25 protein-coding genes are annotated in these 24184 nt (G+C 29.2%); 13 read left to right on the top strand and 12 right to left on the bottom strand.

The genetic code is table 11. The features are described 5' to 3' along the window. On the bottom strand, positions 1-1035 hold the full coding sequence (locus Q0997_RS10870; protein ID WP_299888708.1) for a 1-acyl-sn-glycerol-3-phosphate acyltransferase: 1035 nt from the start codon (positions 1033-1035) through the stop codon (positions 1-3). 60 nt (positions 1036-1095) lie between these two features. Next, the gene (locus Q0997_RS10865; RefSeq protein ID WP_299888705.1) at positions 1096-1431 is read right to left on the bottom strand and encodes a tRNA-binding protein; all 336 of its coding nucleotides are present in this window, start codon (positions 1429-1431) and stop codon (positions 1096-1098) included. 37 nt (positions 1432-1468) lie between these two features. On the opposite strand from Q0997_RS10865, the gene Q0997_RS10860 reads away from it, so the two are divergent. From Q0997_RS10860 to Q0997_RS10845, 4 genes are all read left to right on the top strand, one after another. Continuing rightward, positions 1469-2038 carry a hypothetical protein gene (locus Q0997_RS10860; RefSeq protein ID WP_299888702.1) on the top strand — a complete coding sequence of 190 codons (570 nt, stop codon included), beginning with the start codon at positions 1469-1471 and terminating at the stop codon, positions 2036-2038. 2 nt (positions 2039-2040) lie between these two features. Then, a complete protein-coding gene (locus Q0997_RS10855; protein ID WP_299888699.1) occupies positions 2041-2721 on the top strand; it encodes a DUF2490 domain-containing protein in 681 nt (226 codons plus the stop codon). Positions 2722-2868: 147 nt separating this feature from the next. Continuing rightward, positions 2869-3216, top strand: a complete 348-nt coding sequence (locus tag Q0997_RS10850; protein WP_299888696.1) for a YciI family protein — start codon at positions 2869-2871, stop codon at positions 3214-3216. Beyond that, a complete protein-coding gene (locus Q0997_RS10845; protein ID WP_299888693.1) occupies positions 3216-4457 on the top strand; it encodes a sigma-70 family RNA polymerase sigma factor in 1242 nt (413 codons plus the stop codon). Before Q0997_RS10850 ends, Q0997_RS10845 begins: the two co-directional genes overlap by 1 nt. A gap of 28 nt (positions 4458-4485) precedes the next feature. On the opposite strand, the gene Q0997_RS10840 is transcribed toward Q0997_RS10845, so the two are convergent. The 3 genes from Q0997_RS10840 to Q0997_RS10830 form a co-directional block, all read right to left on the bottom strand. After that, positions 4486-5028 carry a YfiT family bacillithiol transferase gene (locus tag Q0997_RS10840; RefSeq protein WP_299888689.1) on the bottom strand — a complete coding sequence of 181 codons (543 nt, stop codon included), beginning with the start codon at positions 5026-5028 and terminating at the stop codon, positions 4486-4488. A 65-nt stretch (positions 5029-5093) separates the two neighbouring features. After that, positions 5094-5786: a tetratricopeptide repeat protein gene (locus Q0997_RS10835; protein ID WP_299888686.1), complete on the bottom strand. Its 693-nt coding sequence runs from the start codon at positions 5784-5786 to the stop codon at positions 5094-5096. A gap of 246 nt (positions 5787-6032) precedes the next feature. After that, positions 6033-6965, bottom strand: coding sequence for a peptidylprolyl isomerase (locus Q0997_RS10830; RefSeq protein WP_299888683.1), 933 nt, complete (start codon positions 6963-6965; stop codon positions 6033-6035). Positions 6966-7091: 126 nt separating this feature from the next. On the opposite strand from Q0997_RS10830, the gene Q0997_RS10825 reads away from it, so the two are divergent. After that, positions 7092-7529 (top strand): hypothetical protein, encoded by a 438-nt coding sequence (locus Q0997_RS10825; RefSeq protein ID WP_299888680.1) that lies wholly within the window; start codon positions 7092-7094, stop codon positions 7527-7529. Between the two features lie 222 nt (positions 7530-7751). Here Q0997_RS10825 and Q0997_RS10820 read toward each other — a convergent pair whose 3' ends face one another. Continuing rightward, positions 7752-9944, bottom strand: coding sequence for an ATP-dependent DNA helicase RecQ (locus tag Q0997_RS10820; protein ID WP_299888677.1), 2193 nt, complete (start codon positions 9942-9944; stop codon positions 7752-7754). A gap of 260 nt (positions 9945-10204) precedes the next feature. Here Q0997_RS10820 and Q0997_RS10815 point away from each other — a divergent pair, with 260 nt between their 5' ends. From Q0997_RS10815 to Q0997_RS10790, 6 genes are all read left to right on the top strand, one after another. Beyond that, entirely contained in the window at positions 10205-11170 is a 966-nt protein-coding gene (locus Q0997_RS10815; protein WP_299888674.1) for a KpsF/GutQ family sugar-phosphate isomerase, read from the top strand. Continuing rightward, positions 11170-12006, top strand: coding sequence for a twin-arginine translocase subunit TatC (gene tatC / locus Q0997_RS10810; protein WP_299888671.1), 837 nt, complete (start codon positions 11170-11172; stop codon positions 12004-12006). Before Q0997_RS10815 ends, tatC begins: the two co-directional genes overlap by 1 nt. Next, complete coding sequence (locus tag Q0997_RS10805) at positions 11990-12337, top strand: carboxymuconolactone decarboxylase family protein (RefSeq protein ID WP_299888668.1); 348 nt, start codon at positions 11990-11992, stop codon at positions 12335-12337. Before tatC ends, Q0997_RS10805 begins: the two co-directional genes overlap by 17 nt. Positions 12338-12413: 76 nt before the next feature. Further along, positions 12414-13154, top strand: a complete 741-nt coding sequence (gene lptB, locus Q0997_RS10800) for an LPS export ABC transporter ATP-binding protein (RefSeq protein ID WP_299888666.1) — start codon at positions 12414-12416, stop codon at positions 13152-13154. Between the two features lie 944 nt (positions 13155-14098). Continuing rightward, positions 14099-14959, top strand: a complete 861-nt coding sequence (locus Q0997_RS10795; RefSeq protein ID WP_299888663.1) for an SPFH domain-containing protein — start codon at positions 14099-14101, stop codon at positions 14957-14959. Positions 14960-14995: 36 nt separating this feature from the next. Beyond that, the gene (locus tag Q0997_RS10790; RefSeq protein ID WP_299888660.1) at positions 14996-15166 is read left to right on the top strand and encodes an Arc family DNA-binding protein; all 171 of its coding nucleotides are present in this window, start codon (positions 14996-14998) and stop codon (positions 15164-15166) included. 194 nt (positions 15167-15360) lie between these two features. Here the strand turns inward: Q0997_RS10790 and Q0997_RS10785 are convergent, their stop codons facing one another. Continuing rightward, entirely contained in the window at positions 15361-16197 is an 837-nt protein-coding gene (locus Q0997_RS10785) for a tellurium resistance protein TerC (protein WP_299888657.1), read from the bottom strand. 6 nt (positions 16198-16203) lie between these two features. Then, positions 16204-16947 carry a CDP-alcohol phosphatidyltransferase family protein gene (locus tag Q0997_RS10780; RefSeq protein WP_299888654.1) on the bottom strand — a complete coding sequence of 248 codons (744 nt, stop codon included), beginning with the start codon at positions 16945-16947 and terminating at the stop codon, positions 16204-16206. Between the two features lie 121 nt (positions 16948-17068). Here Q0997_RS10780 and Q0997_RS10775 point away from each other — a divergent pair, with 121 nt between their 5' ends. Next, on the top strand, positions 17069-18136 hold the full coding sequence (locus Q0997_RS10775) for a PorV/PorQ family protein (protein WP_299888651.1): 1068 nt from the start codon (positions 17069-17071) through the stop codon (positions 18134-18136). A gap of 16 nt (positions 18137-18152) precedes the next feature. After that, positions 18153-19322: a DUF4105 domain-containing protein gene (locus tag Q0997_RS10770; protein ID WP_299888648.1), complete on the top strand. Its 1170-nt coding sequence runs from the start codon at positions 18153-18155 to the stop codon at positions 19320-19322. Positions 19323-19327: 5 nt separating this feature from the next. On the opposite strand, the gene Q0997_RS10765 is transcribed toward Q0997_RS10770, so the two are convergent. Genes Q0997_RS10765 through Q0997_RS10750 form a run of 4 tightly spaced genes read right to left on the bottom strand, consistent with a single transcriptional unit; the run spans position 19328 to position 24179 of the window. Then, on the bottom strand, positions 19328-20719 hold the full coding sequence (locus Q0997_RS10765) for a sugar transferase (RefSeq protein ID WP_299888645.1): 1392 nt from the start codon (positions 20717-20719) through the stop codon (positions 19328-19330). A 58-nt stretch (positions 20720-20777) separates the two neighbouring features. Next, on the bottom strand, positions 20778-21788 hold the full coding sequence (locus Q0997_RS10760; protein WP_299888642.1) for a glycosyltransferase: 1011 nt from the start codon (positions 21786-21788) through the stop codon (positions 20778-20780). Continuing rightward, positions 21742-23100 carry an O-antigen ligase gene (locus Q0997_RS10755; RefSeq protein ID WP_299888639.1) on the bottom strand — a complete coding sequence of 453 codons (1359 nt, stop codon included), beginning with the start codon at positions 23098-23100 and terminating at the stop codon, positions 21742-21744. The genes Q0997_RS10760 and Q0997_RS10755 overlap by 47 nt, the downstream gene beginning before the upstream one ends. Then, on the bottom strand, positions 23100-24179 hold the full coding sequence (locus tag Q0997_RS10750) for a glycosyltransferase (RefSeq protein WP_299888636.1): 1080 nt from the start codon (positions 24177-24179) through the stop codon (positions 23100-23102). Before Q0997_RS10750 ends, Q0997_RS10755 begins: the two co-directional genes overlap by 1 nt. Between the last annotated feature and the right edge of the window lie 5 nt (positions 24180-24184).

Below are 24184 nucleotides of genomic sequence, written 5' to 3'. Positions count from 1 at the left end.
TTATAACTTAACAGCTAAAATAGCAATAATTAAAATAGAAATAATTGTTATAAACGCAACAAAAATACCACAACTGCCATATAAAATAGATGCAATTATTAATAACCATAAAGGTACGAGTACAAGAGCTATAGCAAACCTAAAAGTAGATGTAAATTCAATTTCTTTAATTTTGGGTTGTACTATTTTTTTCCAAACTAAATAAGGAGCACAACAAGTTATAATTAAAAGCATTTTAAAAAACGCTTTTACACTATTCTTTTTTCTTTCTTTTGATAGACCTATGCATGTTTCAAAATTTGAATTAATACATCCGTTAATTTCTTCTGGCTTTAAAAAATTAGCATTTAAACCTTTTAACTTATTTAAAACAACATCATAATCATCACCATCAATATGTGTTGTTAGCTTTGATAAAGCGATATGTATATCGCTTTTTACTTTTTTTATTGCTTCATGCTTATTCTCAAAATTATAATTAGCGGCTTTAATAGCTTCGCCAAAAACAAGTAAAGCTTCATCGGGGCAAGCCTTAGCATTTTTATAGTTAAATCCTATAGGAATAAGCTGTAATTCCGTTTCAGGATTTGTTTCTAAAACTTCAAAAATAATACGTGTAAATCCTTTACTTAATGGTCTTACTACTCGTTTTAAATTGTGACTCCCTTCAGGAAAAATAGTGACAGCTTCATTTTTATTCAATAATCCTACACATTGACTAAAAATGGCATTATTTTGAGATATATTTTGCCATCCATCACGCACACGATATACAGGAATAAGCTGCAAACTTTTTAAAATCTTAGCTACTAAAGGTTTTTTAAACACCTGTGCTCTAGTTAAAAAATGGGCATATCTACCAGATTTAACTGCAATTAACAAAGGATCTAATAATGCATTTTGATGATTACCTAAAAATAAAACTGGTTTATCTTTAGGTATTTTATTGTGCTTACGTACTTCTATTTTTTTAAAATAGAAAAACAAACCTATTGTTATATAGGTTTTAACAAACAAAAGCCAAAGTTTTTTCAATAGAGAAGATTGCAAATTAGTTAGTTTTCTATCAATCAATATAATAATTAAATATAAAGCTTAAGAAATAACAGAACCATTTTTAACAGCTATTTCTGGATTTAATAAAATCACATCTTTACCATTAACAGCTCCTAAAACTAAACATTCACTCATAAATTTTGCAATTTGTTTTTTAGGAAAGTTTACAACCGCTAATATTTGCTTATTTAGCAAATCTTCTTTTTTGTATAAAGTAGTTATTTGTGCAGACGATTGTTTTATACCTAAACTGCCAAAATCAATTTTTAATTGATAAGCCGGATTTCTAGCTTCTGGAAAATCGTTTATTTCTATAATTGTTCCTATGCGAATATCTACTTTAGTAAAGTCGTCAAATTGTATGGTATTACTCATTTCTAATTATATTTGTTATGCAATTTAATGTTTCAAAATGAAATTACTTTATTCATCTATTTTCTTTTTAATGATATATTCGTTTTCTAATGCACAAGCAAAATTTGAAAAGGAATCTAGAATATCTCATAAAAATGTCCCTATTAAAGCTAAAACATTTGTTTTTAAACTCGCTCCATCTAAAAAAGTTAGATGGTATAAAGAACAAAGTCTAGATGGAGAATCTATAGAAGCAAAAACATCGTACAATAATAAAAAATATAGTATTGAGTTTGATACAAATGGAAAACTACAAGATATAGAAATCAATACTAAATGGAATTCTATTAATAAAAATACTATAACAGCTATTAAAAAAAATATTGAGTTTGAGTTTTCAAAATTTAAAATTAAAAAAATTCAAACTCAATATTCTGGAAATAAAACAGACTTATTAAGTTATTTTAAATCTGGACAACGCAATAATATTACAATTAAATATGAAATTGTTTTAAAAGGAAAAACTAAAAAAGGAAAGCAACTTTTTGAAATGTTATTTTCTGAAACTGGCATGCTAGAAAAAAGCAATATTATCATATTTAGAAATACAGATAATATTGAGTTCTAATAATGAAAAAAATAACATTAATACTCATTTTTATATCTATACACTTTGGTTCTATAGCACAAGGCAAGTACCAAATTGGAACACTACCAACATTAAATATCAATAAGAAATTAGAAAATAATTGGCAGATAAATTTTAAATCAGAATTTAGACAATTATTTAAAGAAGGATCTTTTGGTAAAAATAATACTGGAGAGTATATCTACGTGCATACAGATGCAGCTTTTATTGCCTCAAAAAAAGTAGGACTTAATAATAAATTGGCTGGTGGTTTTTTATTGCGTTTTAAAAATAAAGATGTTATAAAACGAGCAATTCAACAATTTACTATTATAACTCGATACAATAGTTTTAGACTAGGACAACGTTTTGCCTCAGACCAAACTTTTAAAAAAAATGAATCTATAGAATGGAGATTAAGATATCGACTTACATTAGACTTTCCTCTAAACGGTCAAGCTATTGATAAAAATGAATGGTATCTAAAAGTAAACAATGAATATTTAAACAAATTTATTAGCGAAAAATACGATTTAGAAATTAGACTCACACCAGTATTAGGTTATGTTTTTACAGATAATAATAAACTAGAATTTGGATTAGATTATCGTCTTAATGACTTTCTAGACAATCCATCTAGGCAACGCTTTTGGTTAGCATTAAATTGGTATATTATTATTTAATTAAACTATTGCTAGTTCTTTTATAGTAAAAACATATTAGGATATATCTTTTTATATTGTAACTATATTATTTTTTTTATAAAAACTGTCCCCCTTTTTGATTTTACATACGTCTTATAGATATAAACAATTTAAAAATATAAAATTATGAAAGAATTTATGATGATTTTTACCGGTGCAGATTATGCAGATTTAGGCTTATCTCCTGAAGACCTTCAAAACCGTATGGGTAAATGGTTTGCTTGGGGAAACAAAATGGAAAATGCCGGCATATTACGTGGTGGGAATGCATTAAACCCAAACATGCGTCGCATTGTTGGAGAAAATCGAACTGTAACAGATTTAACCTCAACAGAAGTTAAAGAAATTGTTGGTGGTTATTATTTGGTTGAAGCTAAAGACTTTGATGCTGTAGAAAAAATTGCCCAAGATTTTCCAGATTATGATCTTGGAGGAACAGTTGAGATTCGAGAAGTAATGGTATTTGACAAATAATGGAAAACAAAATCATAGACCATCTATTTCGCCATCATAGTGGAAAGATGGTCTCTGTTTTAACTCGTATTTTTGGGTTAGATAACCTTGATATAATTGAAGATGCTGTACAAGACACTTTTATTAAAGCTAGTATTTCATGGCGACAACAACTACCAGATAACCCGCAAGCATGGCTTACTCAAGCTGCAAAAAATAGAGTGTTAGATATCTTTAGAAAACTTAAAGCCGAAAAAAAACATCTACCAAACTTTAAACAAGGTATAGACGAAATTACCATTAATGATCTCTTTTTAGATAATGAGATAGAAGATGCACAATTGCGTATGATTTTTACTGCATGCCATCCAAAGTTAAATTCTAGAGATCGCATTTCTTTTGCCTTAAAAACTGTATCTGGCTTCAGCACCAAAGAAATAGCGACAGCTTTATTAACTAAAGAAGACAGCATTAAAAAGCGATTAACTCGTGCCAGAAAAGCTATTCAAGAATCTAAATTACAATTTAACATACCTCAAGGAAAAGCACTTCCAGAAAGATTAGAAAGTGTTATGGAGGTTTTATATCTTATTTTTAACGAAGGTTTTCATTCTAACAAAAAAGAAGAATTAATCCGTAAAGAATTATGTGCCGAGGCTATGCGATTATGCAAAATGCTATTAAAAAATGAGCATACTCGAAGCGCTGCATGCTATGCATTATTTGCATTAATGTGTTTTCATTCTGCGCGTTTAGACTCTAAAACAAATGCTGATAATGAAATTTTAGACCTAAAAACACAAGACAGAAAATTATGGTGCTCTTCGCTTATTGAATTAGGTAACACTATAATGTATAAAGCAGTAGAAGAAGATAGCTATTCATGTTATCATTATGAAGCAGCTATTGCAGCAGAGCATTTAAAAGCATCAAGTTTTGAAAAAACAAATTGGAAAAAAATATTGAATTGGTATGAATGCTTAAATGAAATACAACCAATGCCATCCCATTTATTGACTATGGCTGTTGTTTGTTTACAGGTGAAAGATTACAACAATGCAATCATCTACTTAAATCAAATAAGCCCTAAAGACTTTGAACAACGCGCTTATCTATATTATGGCACCCTTTCAGATTACTATAGTGCAACAAACAACTTTCAAAAAGCCATTAACAATATTGATCTTGCTTTAGAAATCGTTAATAATACACTTGAAAAAGAGTATTTAGAGAAAAAGAAATTAGATCTGTTGTTAAACTAATATTTAAGAAAGTATAAAACTCTTATACTTAATCCCAGCCTTTACGTTTAATCAAATTCGCTATATGCGCATAATGATGCTCACTATGCCAAGCATAAATACCTAAATTTTCTTTTAAAGCAACAGTTTCATTCCCTTCGGGATGAATAAAGGTACGTTCTAAATCTTGTAAACTTAATCCTTTTACAAAGCAGACTAATTTAGCATGAATAACTTTAATATGTAATAATGATTGCTCGATTGGTTCATTATAATCATGTTGCTTAGCCCAAGCATTTTCATTATATGCTTTAATAAGTGGATTATCTTCTGTCATTGCCCACTTAAAACGCGTATAACTATTATGATGACTATCACTTAAGTGATGTACTACTTGACGTATAGTCCAACCTTCTGGTCTATATGGTGTATCTAGTTGTTCATCATTTAAATTAGTGACTAATTGCTCTAAATTACTAGGCAACTGTTCTAAAATAGCAATCCATTTAGTAATATGCTCTTGTGTTATTTTTTTGGGACAATCAAAATGTCCTATTGGGTATTTTAACTGTTCTAATTCTTGTGCTGTCATATAGTAAAATTAATATATTTTATATGATTGCTCAATACTTTATAAGCAAATCGAGAATATTTACCTTACTTTTTTTCATAAGCTTCCACAAATCGCTTGGCTCTTTTGTTTCCACTATTAAACTCCAACGCTTTTTTATAATTATTATAGGCTTCTAAACTGTCTCCGTTTCTTGTATAAGCATCTGCTAAACTATCATAAACATTATCGCTTTCAGGATATAACGCCACATTAATCTTAAGCACCTTTATGGCATCTTCATATTTTTTCTCTCTAATCAATTTATATCCAAAACGATTAAAATCTCTCTCTCTTATATATATACTTGTAGAATCTTCCTTTTGAATATTTAAATAGCCTACAAGCGCCTTATCGTATTCTTTATTCTTTAAATAAGCACTAGGCACATTAAAAGTATCTGGCATTCTCTTATAATCGTATGCTATTTTCTTATCATCTTCTGTTACATCTGTAATATAACGCACCTTAGTTTCTGGGTGCGTCATAAACCGTAACTTTTTATTCATTTCTACGCTCGTAAAAGTATTTTCATCAATTGCTATTGGGCGCATATCTGCACCTCTCCATGTTACTTGTAACTTATTATTAGAATCAAAAGAAACCTCAATTGCTTCATCTAAACTATACAAATAACGACCTGCTGTTTTATCTTTAAATTCTTGTGTGTACTCTATATTTTTAGAGCAACCATAAAAAATGATTGCTAATAATGGAATTAATAAGTGTTTAATTTTCATATTGATTAGATTAATGTATCAAAATGTGTTTAGCAGTAGAAATTTCAATTAAACTAAAAACTAGCACTAATCTGTACATTTTAAATAGGTTTGGTTAATTCTTTAAAAATTGAGACATAAAAAAACGCCTCATTATAAATGAGACGTTTTAAATATATTTTTGTTACGTTTAAGCTTAATAAATAAAATCTATTTATGGCAAACAAAAGCGAGTTAACACATTTAAAAAAAAATATAATTATCTGCTTACTTCACATCCATTAATTCTACATCGAAAATTAAATTAGCATCTGGAGGTATAACGCCACCAGCACCACGAGAACCATAAGCTAAATCACTTGGTATTACAAAACGAGCTTTATCTCCTACTTTTAATAAAGCAACACCTTCATCCCATCCAGCAATAACTTGCCCCATTCCTAAAGCGAAATCTATTGGCGCATTACGTTTGTATGAAGAATCGAAAACAGTACCATCTGTTAATGTCCCTTTATAATGTACAGAAACTGTTTTTCCTTTTTCTGCTTTAACACCATCGCCTTTTTGAATAATTTGGTAACGTAATCCACTATCTGTAGCATCAAAACCTGCAGCATACTTTTCTAATTCTGCTGCTTTAGCTTCTCTTTCTGCTGCAACTCTTTTTTCACGTGCTCCTTCAAATACTCTAAAAGCTTCAATAGCATTAAATTTCTCTGCTGTTTCTCCTACTCTAACTATTTCTAATGTTTCAATTTCATCTCCTTGAGCAATAGTATTAACAATATCTTGTCCTTCTATTACATTTCCAAATACTGTATGATTACCATCTAACCAATCTGTAGCTATATGAGTAATAAAAAATTGACTTCCATTTGTTCCAGGTCCAGCATTTGCCATAGATAATATTCCAGGTCCGCTATGTTTTAAATCTGGATGGAACTCATCATCAAATTTATAACCTGGATTTCCAGTTCCAGTACCTTGTGGGCAACCACCTTGAATCATAAAATCTTGAATCACTCTATGAAATTTTAATCCATCATAATAAGGTGTTCCTTGAGGTTTTGCTGAGTTCTCCATATTTCCTTCAGCTAAAGCCACGAAATTACCAACTGTTCCTGGTGTTTTTTCAAATTCTAAATTGACTAAAATAGTCCCTTTATTCGTATTGAATTTTGCGTATAAACCGTCTTGCATTATCTTGTTTTTTAATGAGGTGCAAAGATATGAAGAAGTTAAAAGTTTTGAGTAATGCCTTAAGAGTTTTTTTAATATGTTATTATATATTTTATTAGCTTTGATGTTCTTAAATAAAAAACGACTATGGGACTATTTAATAAGCTTTTTGGAGCCTCAGGAGATAAAGACGATGTTTATGAAGACGATAATTATATTAATACCATTGTAGACCATAGTAAAGATGAGCCTTTAGGGATTTCTAATAAAAACTTAATATATGCAGGCTATAGTGAATTAGGTGGTTATTATTATATTCAAACTTATATTATTGGGCAGTTAAAAGTTAAAACAAAAACTGGTGCAAAACTTCACATTGAAGGTGACAATTATTCTTTTAAATTAAATTCTGATATGACTGAGTTAGAATCTGAAAGTGCAGATCGTTTTAAAGGTTATGTTACAAAAATTGACTTTGAAATTGAAAAGGAAGCTGTTGATAAAATATCTAAAAGCACTATAAAAACATTAACTTTTACTACAAAAAAAGACAAAGTCATTTTCACTAAATATAAAAGTCAATAATAGAATCTAATAAATTTAATACTATGCTAGAACAATTTTCTAAATTTAAAATTAAAAACACTCAAGTTATTTATGGAGGAAACCGTGGTACAAATATCGCTAATTCAGAGAAATCACATAATGAAGACGATCAACCTGCATAATTGATTTTAAGTGTAATAAAAAGACAATCTAAATTTTAGATTGCCTTTAAAATATAAAAAAGTCTGTCAATAAAATATTCTAGTTTGCAACTTCACTAATAAATTTAATACGATATAAACGTAATTCTTCGTCATCGTAATCGCCATCAAATTCATCGATAGCAACATCTATTTTATCTGTTTCCGACTCCATAAAATAATCATGAAGTTCTTCCTGTTGATCTTCATCAAGCAAATCGTCTATCCAATAGTTAATATTTAATTTCGTTCCAGAAAACACAATAGCTTCCATTTCTTTAATAAAAGCGGGCATTTCCATTCCTTTAGCAGATGCTATATCAGATAAAGGGAGCTTTCTATCAACATTTTGAATAATATATAACTTTAAACCTGAATTAGTACCTGTAGATTTTACAACAAAATCATCTGGACGTTCAATGTCATTTTCTTCAACATACTTTTCTATTAATGCAACAAAATCTTTACCGTATTTTTTTGCCTTACCTTCTCCAACACCATGTACATTACTTAATTCTGAAAGTGTTATTGGATATTTCAAAGCCATATCTTCTAATGAAGGATCTTGAAAAATAACAAATGGTGGTACTCCAATTTTTTTAGCATTAGATTTACGTAAATCCTTCAACATTTTCATTAGTGTATCGTCAACAACTGCTCCACCACCTTTTGATGCTGTTATAATATGGTCATCATGCGTCTCATCAAAAGTATGATCTTCAGTCATCATAAATGATATCGGCTTATCTAAAAACGCTCGCCCTTCATCACTTATCTTTACTACACCATAAGTTTCTATATCTTTCTTTAAATACCCAGCAACTATAATTTGACGTAATAATGCCATCCAATACATTCTATCTTTCTCCTTACCATTTCCAAAAAATGGTTGTAGATCTGTTTTATGGGAGCTTATCATTGCGTTAGAGTTACCAGTAATTACACTAACTAAATCTTTAGACTTATATTTTTCGTTAGTTAACTTAACAGTTTCAATAACTAAAGCAGCCTCATCTTTGGCTTCATGTTGTTTTTTAGGATGCCTCATGTTATCATCCATATCTCCTCCATCTCCAGTTTCATTATCAAACTCTTCTCCAAAATAATGTAGTATAAACTTTCTTCGAGACATTGAGGTTTCACAAAATGCAACAACTTCTTGCAATAGTGCTTGTCCTATTTCTTGCTCTGCAACAGGCTTTCCTGACATGAATTTTTCTAATTTTTCAATATCCTTGTATGCATAATATGCTAAACAATGCCCTTCACCTCCATCACGGCCAGCACGACCGGTTTCTTGATAATAACTCTCTATACTTTTTGGAATATCATGATGGATAACATAGCGAACATCTGGCTTATCTATTCCCATTCCAAAAGCAATAGTAGCAACAACAACATCAATATCTTCCATTAAGAACATATCCTGATGCTTGGCCCTAGTTTTAGCATCTAAACCTGCATGATATGGCACTGCTTTAATACCGTTTACTTGTAATACTTGTGCTAATTCTTCAACCCTTTTTCGACTTAAACAATAAACAATACCTGTTTTACCTTCATTTTGTTTTACAAAACGAATAATATCAGAATCTACACTTTTAGTTTTTGGTCTAATTTCATAATATAAATTAGGTCTATTAAATGATGCTTTATATGTTGTTGCATCACTCATCCTAAGGTTTTTTAGTATATCTTCTTGTACTTTAGGTGTTGCAGTAGCTGTTAAACCTATAATTGGAATATTATCTCCTATTCGTTGAATAATGGTTCTTAAATTTCGATATTCTGGTCTAAAATCATGTCCCCATTCACTAATACAATGTGCCTCATCGACAGCCATGAATGATATTTTTACACTGCGTAAAAATTCTACATTCTCTTCTTTAGTTAATGATTCTGGTGCTACATATAATAATTTTGTAATACCATTAGTAATATCTTCTTTTACCTGTTTAACTTCTGTTTTATTCAATGAAGAATTTAAAACATGAGCAATACCATTATGATCTGAAACACCACGAATAGCATCAACTTGGTTTTTCATAAGTGCTATTAATGGAGAAACCACAATAGCTGTACCTTCTTGCATTAATGCAGGTAATTGATAGCATAATGATTTACCTCCGCCCGTAGGCATAATAACAAAAGTATTTTCTCTATTTAAAATACTCTCTATAACTTGTTCTTGTAGGCCTTTGAACTCACTAAAACCAAAGTATTTTTTTAGCGCAGCTTGAATTTCACTCTTCACGTTTAATTATAAGGAATTTATTAATACTAAATCTTTAATAATAAATGACTCTTTAAATTTCTATCAACAAAATGGTAATTTAACAGCTCTTCTTTTTTTGAAAAAATTTAATGTTCTTTTTTAATTGAAAAACAATTTAAAGTCCTTTTAATTTTTCGCTAAATTTGCAGCTGTGTTACAAATACCTAATAGAATCATTTGCACAATATTTAAAGATAATAAAATCTTTTAAAAGCAGACTAATTAAAAATTGATAAATTTTGAATACTAAAAAATCTATTATAAATATTGCTAAAGAAACCATTGCATTAGAAAGCGAATCAATTAGTCATTTAGCCAATTTATTGGATAATGATTTTGCAGATGCTGTAGAATTAATATACAATTCGAAAGGGCGTGTAATTATTACTGGTATTGGTAAAAGCGCTATTATAGCGACAAAAATCGTTGCAACTTTAAACTCTACTGGAACACCTGCTGTTTTTATGCATGCTGCAGATGCTATTCATGGAGATTTAGGTTTAATTCTTAAAGACGATGTGGTAATATGCATTTCAAAAAGTGGTAATACGCCAGAAATAAAAGTATTAGTTCCATTAATTAAAAATGCAAAAAACAAAATGATTGCCATAACTGGTAATAATGAGTCGTTTTTAGGAACTCAAGCAGATTATGTTTTAAATGCTTATGTAGCAAAAGAAGCTTGCCCTAATAATTTAGCTCCAACAACCAGCACTACTGCTCAACTAGTTCTTGGTGATGCTTTAGCTGTTTGTTTATTAGAATTAAGAGGGTTTTCGAGTAAAGATTTTGCAAAATATCATCCTGGTGGTGCATTAGGCAAAAAATTATATTTACGTGTACACGATTTATCATCTGTTAATAAAAAGCCACAAGTTCAACCTAATACAGATGTTAAACGAGTGATTATTGAAATTTCTGAAAGTATGCTAGGTGTTACAGCTGTTGTAGAAAACAACAAAATAATAGGTATTATTACTGATGGAGATTTAAGGCGTATGCTTACTAAAGTTGAAGATTTTTCTGGATTAACAGCCAAAGATATTATGAGTAGTAATCCAAAAATAATAGCTGAAGATGCCATGGCTGTTGATGCAATGGAAATAATGGAAACCAATGGTATTTCTCAATTATTAGTAGAGAACAATGGCAATTATGCTGGTGTTGTACATTTACATGATTTAATAAAAGAAGGCATTATATAATGGCAAAAAAAAATGTAAACGAGATGTCTTTTTTAGACCATCTAGAAGATCTAAGATGGCATTTGATACGTATTTTTATCGCTATAGTAATTAGTGGTACAATTGCATTTCTTTTTGGTACATTTATTTTTAAGAATATAATAATGTGGCCAAGAGACATGTCATTCCCTACCTACCAGTGGTTATGTAGCATGTCACAGTTAATAGGTTTTGAAGACACTACTTTTTGTAAGGCCGAGTTTCCTTTCATTATTCAAAACCGAACAATGGCTGGTCAGTTTTCTGCTCACATATGGACATCTGTATATGCCGGTTTTATTATAGCTTTTCCGTATGTAATATATCAACTATGGCGCTTTATAAGCCCTGGTATGAAAACAAAAGAACGTAAACACTCTCGTGGGTTTATTATTATATCGTCTTTATTATTTTTTATAGGAGTGTTGTTTGGTTATTTTATTATTATACCATTATCTATAAACTTCTTAGCTAATTATAATATAAGTGCTGAAATATCAAATGAAATAGATATAAGCTCATATATATCACTTATAAGATCTTCTGTTATTGCTTCAGGTTTCGTATTCGAGCTTCCTATAATTATTTATTTCTTAACCAAAGTTGGTTTAGTCACACCTCAGTTTTTAAAAAAATACCGAAAGTTTGCTTTAGTAATAGTATTAATACTTTCAGCAATTATAACACCGCCAGATATTGCAAGTCAAATTATTGTAGCTATTCCTATATTAATATTATACCAAGTAAGTATATTTATCTCAAGGGTTGTTGTAAAAAATCAAAATAAGAAAAAAAGTAAAGATGTCAGAGTTAGTTAAGGAATTCAACGATTACCGTTCAAAAATGAACGACAAAATATTAGCCGATAATAATAAAGTTATAAAGCGTATTTTCAATTTAGATACCAATGCTTTTAATGAAGGTGCTTTAGATGTTCCTACAAAAGAACTATTGGGATTAGTAGCCTCTACTGTTTTACGTTGTGATGATTGTGTTAAATACCATTTAGAGTCTTGTTATAAAGCTGGTTTATCTAAAGAGAAAGTTGTCGAGACGCTAAGTATTGCCACTTTAATTGGTGGTACTATTGTAATACCTCATTTACGTAAAGCCTATGAATATTGGGATGCTTTAGAATCTCAAAGTTAAACTTTAGCTAAATTATATAGCCTAAAACAGTAGTCTAATAGATTTTACTATTTTTATAACATTCTAATATATACAAATGAAACTTAAAGCCGAACATTTAATGAAGTCCTATAGTGGACGAAAAGTTGTAAAAGACGTTTCTTTAGAAGTTAATACTGGAGAAATTGTTGGTTTACTTGGCCCAAATGGAGCAGGTAAAACAACTTCATTTTACATGATTGTTGGCTTAATAAAACCAAATGGTGGTAGTATTCATTTAGAAGGGACAAACATTACTAAATACCCAATGTATAAACGTGCCCAAAATGGTATTGGTTATCTTGCCCAAGAAGCATCAGTATTTAGAAAATTAAGCATTGAAGAAAATATTTTAAGTGTTTTACAACTTACTAAGCTTAGTAAAAAAGAGCAATTACATAAAATGGAATCACTTATAGATGAATTTAGTTTAGGGCACATAAGAAAAAATCGTGGAGATTTACTATCTGGAGGAGAACGTAGGAGAACAGAAATTGCTAGAGCATTAGCTACAGATCCAAACTTTATTTTATTAGATGAACCTTTTGCTGGTGTAGATCCAGTGGCTGTAGAAGATATACAGCGTATTATAGCTCGTTTATCTAAAAAGAACATTGGTATTCTTATTACCGATCATAACGTACAAGAAACTTTAGCTATTACAGATAGAACATATTTAATGTTTGAAGGCGGTATTTTGAAAGCTGGAGTTCCCGAAGAATTGGCAGAAGACGAAATGGTTCGTAAAGTGTATTTAGGACAAAATTTCGAACTCCGTAAAAAGAAAATTGACTTTTAAAATTAATATTAAAATCTATACTTTAAAAAACAGCTTATTATTTTAAAATAATAAGCTGTTTTTTTTTATGTCATTATAAAAAGTAGGGTAAAAAGGCTATTAATTGTTCATAGTACATAAATAGATATTTAATGGATTACTCTATTTAAATTGTTTAGGTTATGATACTTATCCCTTGAAATATTTAATAGCCATTTATTTTATAAATGAAATACTACAAGAGGTATTATAATTATTGATTACTAGCCCAACAAAAAAAGTGCCCTTAACTTTTAATGTTGGGCTTTAACATTAAATTAAAGACTATGTTATTTATATTATTATATAGCTATTTCAAGCTTAAAAAAAACAGAACAACTTCTATAAAAATAAATATTTTTTAGCCCTTAATAAAAAAATAAATATTTTTAGTAGGGTGTTTTCTTATATAGATGTTATTATAGTAAGTAGGTATTATTATCTTATTTATAAATAATGATTTAAACATGAAACATACAGTAAATACTATTATATAGTATCCCTAAAAAGAAACATAAATTAAATTACAAGGGTAAATAAGAAACAAAAAAATCCAATATCAAAGCGGTATTGGATTTTCTTTTTTATATAAAATAATATTTATCCTTATTCAGTATTACGCTCTTCATTCACTAACTTTTTTTAGTAACGGCCTTTTACAACATCTGTAATTAGTAAAATAATAATTATAGATATAGAATGTAGTTTTACTCATTTTGAACAATTTTATTCTCAAAGATTTTTAGATAAGTTAAATGCTATTTCAGCCGCTAACGTTATCCCATATCTATAAGTTTAAATACTTTATACATTTCACTCTTCAATAAGAATATTAAAAAATATTCTTATATAATTTGTAAATATTAAAAATATAGTTATATCTTTATGATATCAAAATAATATCATTTTAAATTAAATATATAATTATGAAAAAAGAAAAAATAATTACACCTGCTAACGGATATCTTATGCTATTCATTTTCTTTATTATGTTCTTTGGTAGCATTACTGCACTTATTATAACAAAACAGAAACTTTATATTATTCCTATTCTTATTGCCATTTTTATTGCTTTTGGATTTTTAATGGTACAACCTAATAATTCTAGAGTGTTATTACTTTTCGGAAAGTATGTTGGTACAATTAATAAAAATGGGTTCTATTGGGTCATTCCTTTTTACACAAAAAAGAAAATCTCATTACGAGCAAGTAATTTTGATAGTGAACGCTTAAAGGTAAATGACAAACTTGGTAACCCAATTATGATTAGTACAATTTTAGTTTGGCGAGTTAAAGACACATACAAAGCTGCTTTTGATGTAGATAATTATGAAAATTTCGTTCGTGTACAAACAGATGCTGCTGTTCGTAAACTGGCTAGTATGTATCCTTATGATAATTTTGCAGATGAGGGACATACAGAAGATATTACGTTACGCTCTAGTGTAAATGAAGTTAGTGAAACTTTAGAAAAAGAAATTGATGAACGCTTATCTATTGCAGGTATTGAAGTATTAGAAGCTAGAATTGGTTATTTAGCTTACGCTCAAGAAATTGCAAATGCTATGTTAAAACGTCAACAAGCAACAGCTATTGTCGCAGCAAGACATAAAATTGTTGAAGGCGCAGTAAGTATGGTAGAAATGGCGCTTGAAGAATTAGGAAAAAAACAGATTGTAGATTTAGATGAAGAACGTAAAGCTGCTATGGTTAGTAATCTTATGGTAATTCTTTGCGGAGATAAAGATGCTTCTCCTGTTTTAAATACTGGAACATTAAATCAATAATTTGTATTAATTTTAACGAATTAATTAAAAATTAAAATGGCTAAGAAAAAAGCTTTTGCATTACGTATAAATGAAGATATGCTTAAGGCTATTGAAAAATGGGCTGCAGATGAATTTCGTAGTACTAATGGTCAGATCGAATGGATGCTAAATGAAAGTTTAAAAAAAGCAAAACGTAAACCTAATACTAAAAACACAAACAATTAATCTCATCACATTTTAAATAAAATAAGCATCGCTAACTATTTGTTTTATATGTACTAATTTATTTTTTCCGAAGAAAGTAAGTCATTCCATTTTCTGCAATAATTCCTAGTCATAAAAATTAGCAATACTATATCTGTGTAAGACATAAAATTGAGATTTATGTTACAAGAGAACGTTACTATATAACTAAAGAATTAATTAGACTTATTAATCTCTTGAGATTCTTTTGCCATAATTTCACTTTCTGCTATTATTTTTTTTTGATAGCGACCTTGTACTACATCTATAATTACTAGAATAAAAATTACAAAATAGAATGTAGTTTTACTCATTGGAACAATCTCATTTCCAAAGATTTTTAAATGAGCCAAATGCCCTCCTTCAGTTATTAACATAATTCCAACTATAAATAATATAAACAAACCTAATACTTCATACATTCTGTTTTTTGCCAAAAACGCTGAAATCTTATCTGCCATTATTAACATTAATAAACCACTAATAACAATAGCAATTGCCATTACTATAAAAGCAGTTGTAGGGTTTTCTATTTCGCTAGTAAGCCCTATTGCCGCAAGAATAGAATCGAAAGAAAATACTAAATTCATTATAACAATACTAGTAACAACTGCATTCGCAGACTTTGTTCTCTTCTTATTATCACCTTCAACATCATGACTTAAATCTGGCACTGCAATCATATGCCATATTTCTTTAATAGCTGTGTATATAATAAAAGCGCCACCAGCTAAAACAATTAAACTATGCCCATTAAATGCAAATTTAAATACATCTTCAATTTCACCAGTAAGCCAAGAAAAAGGTTCTTGAAAAAAATCTATAATAGAAACTAAAACAAATAATAAAACTATTCTAAGCACAATAGCTATTAATATACCTACTTTTCGAACTCTTTTCTGTTCAGATTCTGGTGCTTTTTTAGATTCTAAAGAAATGTATAATAAGTTATCGAACCCTAAAACTGCTTGTAACATTATAAGCATTAAAAGTGTAAAAATAATTCCTGCCATTGGTGTTTAATGTTTTTTATTTAATAAAGAAAAAATAATATATAATAATATAATTAATGGGATTGCTGCAAAGTGAAGTACAATTAGTAGCACTATACTTAAAATTATAAAAATATAACGCACTGCATTGTTTTTAAAACTATAATCTTTGAACTTAAGTGCAAACAATTTGATGTTAGCATTAAGCAAATAACAACTCACTATTGTTAAAATAATTAGAAACCATTTATTCAATATTATTTCATTGAACAAATCGTTATTTTGAAACTCCATAATTAAAGGCAAAGACATAATTAACAATGTGTTTGCTGGTGTAGGCAAGCCTTTAAAATAAGTTTGTTGATCTTCGTCTATATTAAACTTTGCTAACCTATATGCAGATGCTAAAGTTATAAATAAGCCAATTATAGGAGCCAAAGCCATAGAAAAGCCAGACCAATGTAATGACCAATCGTTAGAAGCTTCCATCGCAGGAGCATCTACAGCTATAGCAATTAGTTTATACATAATTATACCAGGCACTAATCCACTTGTAACCATATCTGCTAAAGAATCCAACTGTACACCTAAAGCACTCTGCACATTCAACTTACGAGCCAAAAGCCCATCAAAAAAATCAAAAAAGATACCTAGAAAAACAAACAAAGCTGCTGTAACAAAATGATTTTGAACAGCAAATAATACTGCAATACTTCCAGATAAAAGATTTAGAAGCGTTACAAAATTTGGTATAAAACTTTTTATTTGCATTGGTTAGTTTTTTGTAAAAATAGGAAAGTATTTACGTCTAAAAAAAGGATAATACAATATACTATTTAATTTGAAGTTTAATATATAGAAAAATTGTACCATCTTTGTAAAAAATTTGCGATTGAAATCTCTTTTTACACTAGTTATAGTGACAGTGTCATTGACACTTTATGGACAAACTAAATATTCTAATGAATTTATGAATATTGGTGTTGATGCTGCTGCATTGGGTATGAGTAATGCAGTTACTGCAAATACTAATGATGTTAATGCAGGCTACTGGAATCCTGCTGGATTAGTTAATTTAGAAGATAGCCAATTGGCTTTAATGCATTCTAGTTATTTTGCAAACATTGCAAATTATGATTACTTAGCTTTTGCAAAGCCAATTGATGACCGAAGTGCTTTAGGTATATCTGTAATACGTTTTGCTGTTGACGACATTTTAGATACTACTCAACTTATAGATGATCAAGGTGCTGTTAATTACGATCGTGTAAGCTCTTTTTCTACAGCAGATTATGGTGTAACTTTATCTTATTCTAGACGTTTACCTGTTCAAGGTTTTAGTTATGGAATAAATGCTAAAGTAATAAGACGTGTTATAGGGGATTTTGCAAATTCTTGGGGTTTTGGATTAGATGCTGCCATTCAATTTGAAGCACGAAAGAACTGGAAATTTGGTATTATGGCTCGTGATATTACGACTACTTATAATTCATGGAGTTATGATGATGAAGCATTAGCAAGAATACAAGATGCAATTGATGGGCAAAACCAAGAAATTCCTGAGAGTACCGAAATAACAATACCAAAATTACAAATAGGAATTTCTAAAAGCTATATATTTCATTATGATTATTCATTACGTGCCGAATTAGATTTAAATATTCGCTTTGAAGAAAACAATGATATTTTTTCAACTTCATTTGCCAGTATTAACCCTGCATTTGGTTTTGAATTTGGCTATATAGACATGATATATTTACGTGGAGGCGTTGGTAATTTTCAAAATGAACTCCAAATAGACGATACCAGCGAAAACTTAACATTTCAACCAAGCTTAGGTGTTGGCTTTAAATACAAAGGAATACATGTAGATTATGCCTTTACAGATATTGGAGATCAAAGTGTCGCTTTATATTCTAATGTGTTTTCTGTGAAATTAGATTTAAGTATCTTTAGATAGATTTTTTTAAGTATCCATGAAACATTTTATACTCTCGCTAACTTTTCTTTTTAGCTACATTTCTTTTTCTCAAATTTCTACAACATCTCAAAACACAGAGATTAGTATTATTACTATTGGACCAGGAAACTCTTTAAATGATGCTTTTGGACATAATGGATTTAGAGTAAAAAACGACTATATTGATGTAATATATGACTACGGAAGGTATAATTTTGAGGACCCCAATTTTTACACAAATTTTGCAAGAGGAAAACTAAAGTATTTAATGGGTAAGTCTAGAAGTAAAGACGTTATTCTTTCTTATAAAAGACAAAACCGAAGTATTAAAGAACAAGTACTTAATTTAAACGAAAATCAAAAGCGTGAGTTATATAGGTATTTAGTAAACAATAACAAACCTGAAAACAGAGCTTATCTCTATGATTTCTTTTATGATAATTGTGCCACAAAAATGCGAGATGTTTCTGAAAGTGTTTTAAATAGTAATATTGAATACATTAATCCTGATGTGTACAAGGCTGAAACATTTAGAACACTAATACAAAATAATTTAAATTGGAATTCTTGGGGAAGTTTAGGAATAGATATCGCTTTAGGCTCTGTTATTGATAAAAAAGCAGAACCTAGAGAGTATATGTTTCTTCCTGAAAATGTTTTTCAATTTTTTGAAAAAGCAAAATTTAAAGGAACAGATACACCTTTAGTTAAAAAATCTAAGGTAATTTATACTCCAACTGAATCTTATAAAAAAGGAAATTTCCTTATGAGTCCTATATTTATTTTAGGTCTAGTTGGTTTATTTATTTTATGGGTGACTTATAAGGATAACAAAAAAGAAAAACGTTCTAAATGGTTAGACGTTTCAATCTTTTTAATAACTGGAGTTATTGGTGTTTTTATTCTTTTACTTTGGTTTGCTACAGATCATACAGCCACTGCTTTTAATTATAATTTACTATGGGCTTTCCCTTTTAGCTTAATAGTAATATCCCAAGCTTACAAAACCATTGCTAAACGTTGGTTTATTAAATTTATAAAATTGCTAATTATTATGCTTTGCTTAATGGCTCTTCATTGGATTGTTGGTGTACAACGCTTTGCTCCTGCCTTATTTCCATTGGCAGTTGCACTTATAGTTCGTTATGTTTATTTAATTAAATTTTATAAATCTCAAGCGCAATAAACTTATTATTGTCCTCGAAAGAAAATAACTGTGCTTAACGTTTTTATAATAATATTAAAATCTAGTATAAAACTACGGTGTTTAATATAATATAAGTCATATTGTAATTTCACTAAACTATCATCAATACTGGCTCCGTAACGCGCTTTTACTTGTGCCCAACCTGTAAGCCCTGGTTTTACTATATGCCTAGTTTCATAAAAAGGGATTACTTGTGAGAGCTCACTAACAAACATAGGTCTTTCTGGTCTTGGACCAATAGTACTCATATCTCCTTTTAAAATATTTATAAATTGAGGTATTTCGTCTAATCTGCTTGTTCTTAAAAACTTTCCAAAAACTGTGATACGAGAATCATTCTTTTTAGCCCAAACGGCACCATTTGCTTCAGCATCTGTAACCATGGTTCTAAATTTATAAATACCAAAAAGTTTTCCATTCATACCAACACGTTCTTGCGTATAAAATAATGGTCCGCGATTACCAATTAGGTTTCCAATTAATATAAATGGTAAAAATAAGATTCCAAACAATAAGCCCGTAAGAGAGATTAAAATATCAAAAATACGCCTATAAGCTAAAAACAACTTGTTTTTATTATTCCGGCTAAATGGAAAATATTTATAAAAATCTTTTCCTACAAATTGAACAGGCACCCGATAGGTCATATCTTCATATACTTGCGTATATTCTCTAATAGGAAATCCTTTTTCTAATAAATGAATTAAATCGGTATAAATACTTGATGTAATTGTTTCAGAATTATAAGTAGCTATAACTACTTCAGAAATATTTTCCTCAGCAATTATGCTATGAATATCTTCAGGTCTATATTCAGGAACACCTTTAAACTTTATAGCATCTTGTTTTTTAGTTTCACAATTAATAAATCCAATAATTTTATAGTTTGGATCTGCTTTTTTAAAAGCATCTACTATATTTTCTATATTAGAAGTCTCTCCAACTAACAAAACTTTTTTATAAAATCTAGCAGAAGAAACAAAATTAATATAAGCCAATCTCCATAGTAACAAAGCCAAAGTAATAGCAAGAAAAAAGTAAACAATTTGCAGACGATTTTCTGGTAAAGAAGGCGTAAACCAAGGAGTTAACAAGTAAAACAATACAGTAACAGAACTAGTAACAATCACTGTTCCTGTAACGGATTCCATTTTACTAGATTTCTGTAAATCGTATAATTCGAAAATAGTACCAAAACCCATTATATAAATGGCGAGCACAATAAGCCATCTCCAATTATACTCATTTATAGTAAAATAATCGAATCCGGGGACATGACTTAAGCCATATAAAGCAAAACCTACAAAAAGTAAGTCGAAAATACGTAATAGTACTTTACGTTCTGAAATTTCAAAGTGAATACTACTCTTATTCATTAATTAGATATAATAGCAATTGTAAAGATAGTAAGTAAAAGAGCTAATACAACAAATTTTACGACAATGTATTTTTCCATTTCTCTTTTACTGTATGCCATTGAAACTGTTCTGCTGTTTTTCTAGCATTTTTTATCATCTCTGTAGTTACTTTAGTGTTATTTTTTAAGTTTAAAATCGCTTCTACAAAAGCATCTGCATCATTAGCAGGTACCATTACTCCGTTAACATTATTATTAATTAAATACGGCAACCCACCAACATTTGTGGACACTACAGGTAACCCTAATGCCATAGTTTCTATAACACTCACAGGCATATTATCAAAATTAGTAGTATTAATAAAAACATTAGACTTTTTAGACAAATCAATCCATTCTTTTTTAGACAATCTTCCTGTAAAGTTCACATCAAGTTTTAACTCTTCTGCATATTGTTTTGTTTCTTCTAAACTTCCATCGTTATCTGGGCCAACCATACAAAGTTCACTTTCAATATTACTATGTTTAAGTTTATTTAAAATATCAATAGCTAATTTAGGATTGTATAATTTAGAAAACGACCGTACCCAAAGTAATTTTACCGTATTTATTTCGCGAGGTTTAAAAGTATAATTTTTTAATATTATACTATTAGGAATAACAGAAACATTATTAATATTTTGATTTTTAAAAGCGTCTTGAGTATACTTTGAAGGCGCTATATTTATATAGGCATTTTTAAAAATAGCTTGGCTAAATTTAGGACTATTTTCTAATCGTTTTGGTAAATTTCCTCCATGTAATATTGGTAAATATTTTAATTTGAAAAAACGACACAATTGACTTGTAGCATATGCATAATAAAAATTTTGAGTACTATAAGTGTCTATAAGTACATAATCTGCCCATTTTGAATACCTAATAACAGCGAACAACATATCTAAAAACCTAAACCATTTATTAGCTATACTAGATACTGATTTAACTTTAAAACCTTCAGCCACAAAATTAGCACTCAAAGTTTCAATAGTGGTAACTGTTTTACCTGTTTTCGATAATTTGTTTCCTATGTACAATAGGTTTTTCATAAATAATATTTAGTAAACTTAGTCCATAAATAAATGCTGGTGCAGCTATACGCATTGAAGAATGGTTAATAGTTAGGAACCAAAATAGAAAAAATGAATAGAAAAATATATTAGATCTATTTTTAATTCTTAAAAACAAAGGCGTGATAAACAAAATACTAAAAGCAAAGAGACCAAATATACCATGCTCTGATAATATTCTACTCATTTCGTTATGAGAAGCTGCTTCAATGCCTGTTTCCTCTAACCTTATTTCTTTTACCTTACCTACTCCAATTCCGAAAATTGGGTTTTCTAAAAACTCATTTAATTCAAAGGAAATTAAATCTCCTCTACCTGTAGAAATATCTTTTTTCTCTCGCCCTAAAGCATCTTCATTATTATAGCGTTTATCAATAAAACCACTCGTTTCTGCAGAAGAAATCGCCCATACAAACCCTCCAAACACAACAAATAAAGCTACTAAATAAAGGGTTCGTTTTTTATTCTTTTTATTAGATTTTTTATAGTAATAAAATAAAAATGAAGCTATCATTATAAATGCTACAAAAACACCTCCACGACTAAATGTAACAATAGCCCTAAAAGAAATAACCCCCAACAAAACGATATTAATAAGGTTATATAATTTATATGGTGATTTAGTAAAAAACCTAACAGTAAAAACAAACATTGCTATTCCTAGAACAGTTGCTACTTGATTGGGTCCAAAACCTCCAGAGGTTGCAAAATTAGATCCTGTACTATTAATAACTTCTTTTACACTAGGGTTATATAAAAACAAATAAGTTGTTGTTGATATAAGTGGCAATGTTATATAATATAATAACTTATGAAAATTAGAATAACTAATCGCTTTACGATAACAAAATATAGCTACAATACCTAGACATACTGGACCACTTAAATTGAATGCTATTGCCTTTCTAATAACCGTATTTGCGCCTAAGTTTAATCCGGCAACAAAAATACCTGGTATAAGTAATAACAAGTAAAGTATGTATATAAAACTATTTTGAGAGATTCTTATAGTGATGACTCCAGTTAGGCAAAAGAAAATAACCATGTACTTAGAAGCTTCATATAAAATACTACCTCCAGTCATTCTAATAAACACTTCTGCACCAACAACATAACCACAAGCTAATAATATTTCTAACGTACGCTCTTTTTCCTTTACTCTAATTATTCTAAAAAAAAAGGTTATAAAAATACCTATTAGATAAAGATTAGAAATTACTGGTACTGTATAAACAGCTATTGCAATCGCAATATGGAAACCAATTAATTTTATATCTTTAAATAAACTCATTAGTAATTTAAAATTTCTAAATAGGTTTGTTTTACTTTTTCAACAGTATGATTAGCTGAGTAATTATCGTTTATATGTTGCTTAAATGCCTTTGCATGTTGCTCTCTATAATTAGGATCTTCAATATACTTAATAATAGCATTGTACATCAAATCTACATTTTTTGAAGGTACTATTTGCCCTAGTGCTCCTTGTAAAAGTACCTGATTGCACTCTCCAACATTAGTAACAATTACAGGTAACCCTGCTAAACCGTATTCTAATAATGCTATAGGCAATCCTTCTGAAGATGAAGATAGAACTCCAATGGTACTTTGCTTTAAAATAGCAAAAGTATCTGGACAACTACCATAAACATGTACATGATTATTTAAGTTTTCTTTTTTTATAAAGCTATATAGAGATTGAGAATATTCATCTTTAAAATCCTTACCAACCAAATGCAATGTCCAACGCGGATATTTTTCTTTTATTTCTTTAAAAGCAATTAATAAATTATGGTGGTCTTTCTGTTTTCTTAAGTTTGCCAAACATACTATGCGTTTGCCAGATTCGCCCTTTAAATCTGTAATGTTCTCTGTTTCACTTTTTACTGCGAAATTAGGTAAATAACTAACTGTTTTGGCCTTTAAAACTTGCTCTGCCCAAACTTTTAATATGATATTTACGCTAAATACATGATTAAAAAAACGAGAACAAAATCGTAAAACACTTTTTGGTCTTTCTTCTAAAAATTCACTTTTCCCATAGTGATCATGCCATACAATCTTCAATTTACTATTTAACATTCTCATAATAGAAGCAATAAAAAAAGAACTAGAATGCGCATGAATTATATGTATTTCTTGAGTTTTAATAAACTTACTTAGACTTTTAATAGCTTTAAAATCTAATGTTGATTTTTTATTAAGGTATAGATAACCAACTTCATCAACTATAGTTTCTTTTAGCAAACCTTCTTCACGAGTAACACATAGATACGATTTTTCAACTTTATTAACTAAAGTATTAGCTAAGCTTACAGCTACACGTTCTGCGCCTCCTGCATGTAAAGAATCTATTAATTGTAGTACTCGCACTAAGT

Source organism: uncultured Lacinutrix sp. (assembly GCF_947500325.1).
Lineage (GTDB): Bacteria > Bacteroidota > Bacteroidia > Flavobacteriales > Flavobacteriaceae > Lacinutrix.
Note: the sequence above shows the minus strand (reverse complement) of the source record. Positions and strands in the feature narration are given on the sequence as shown.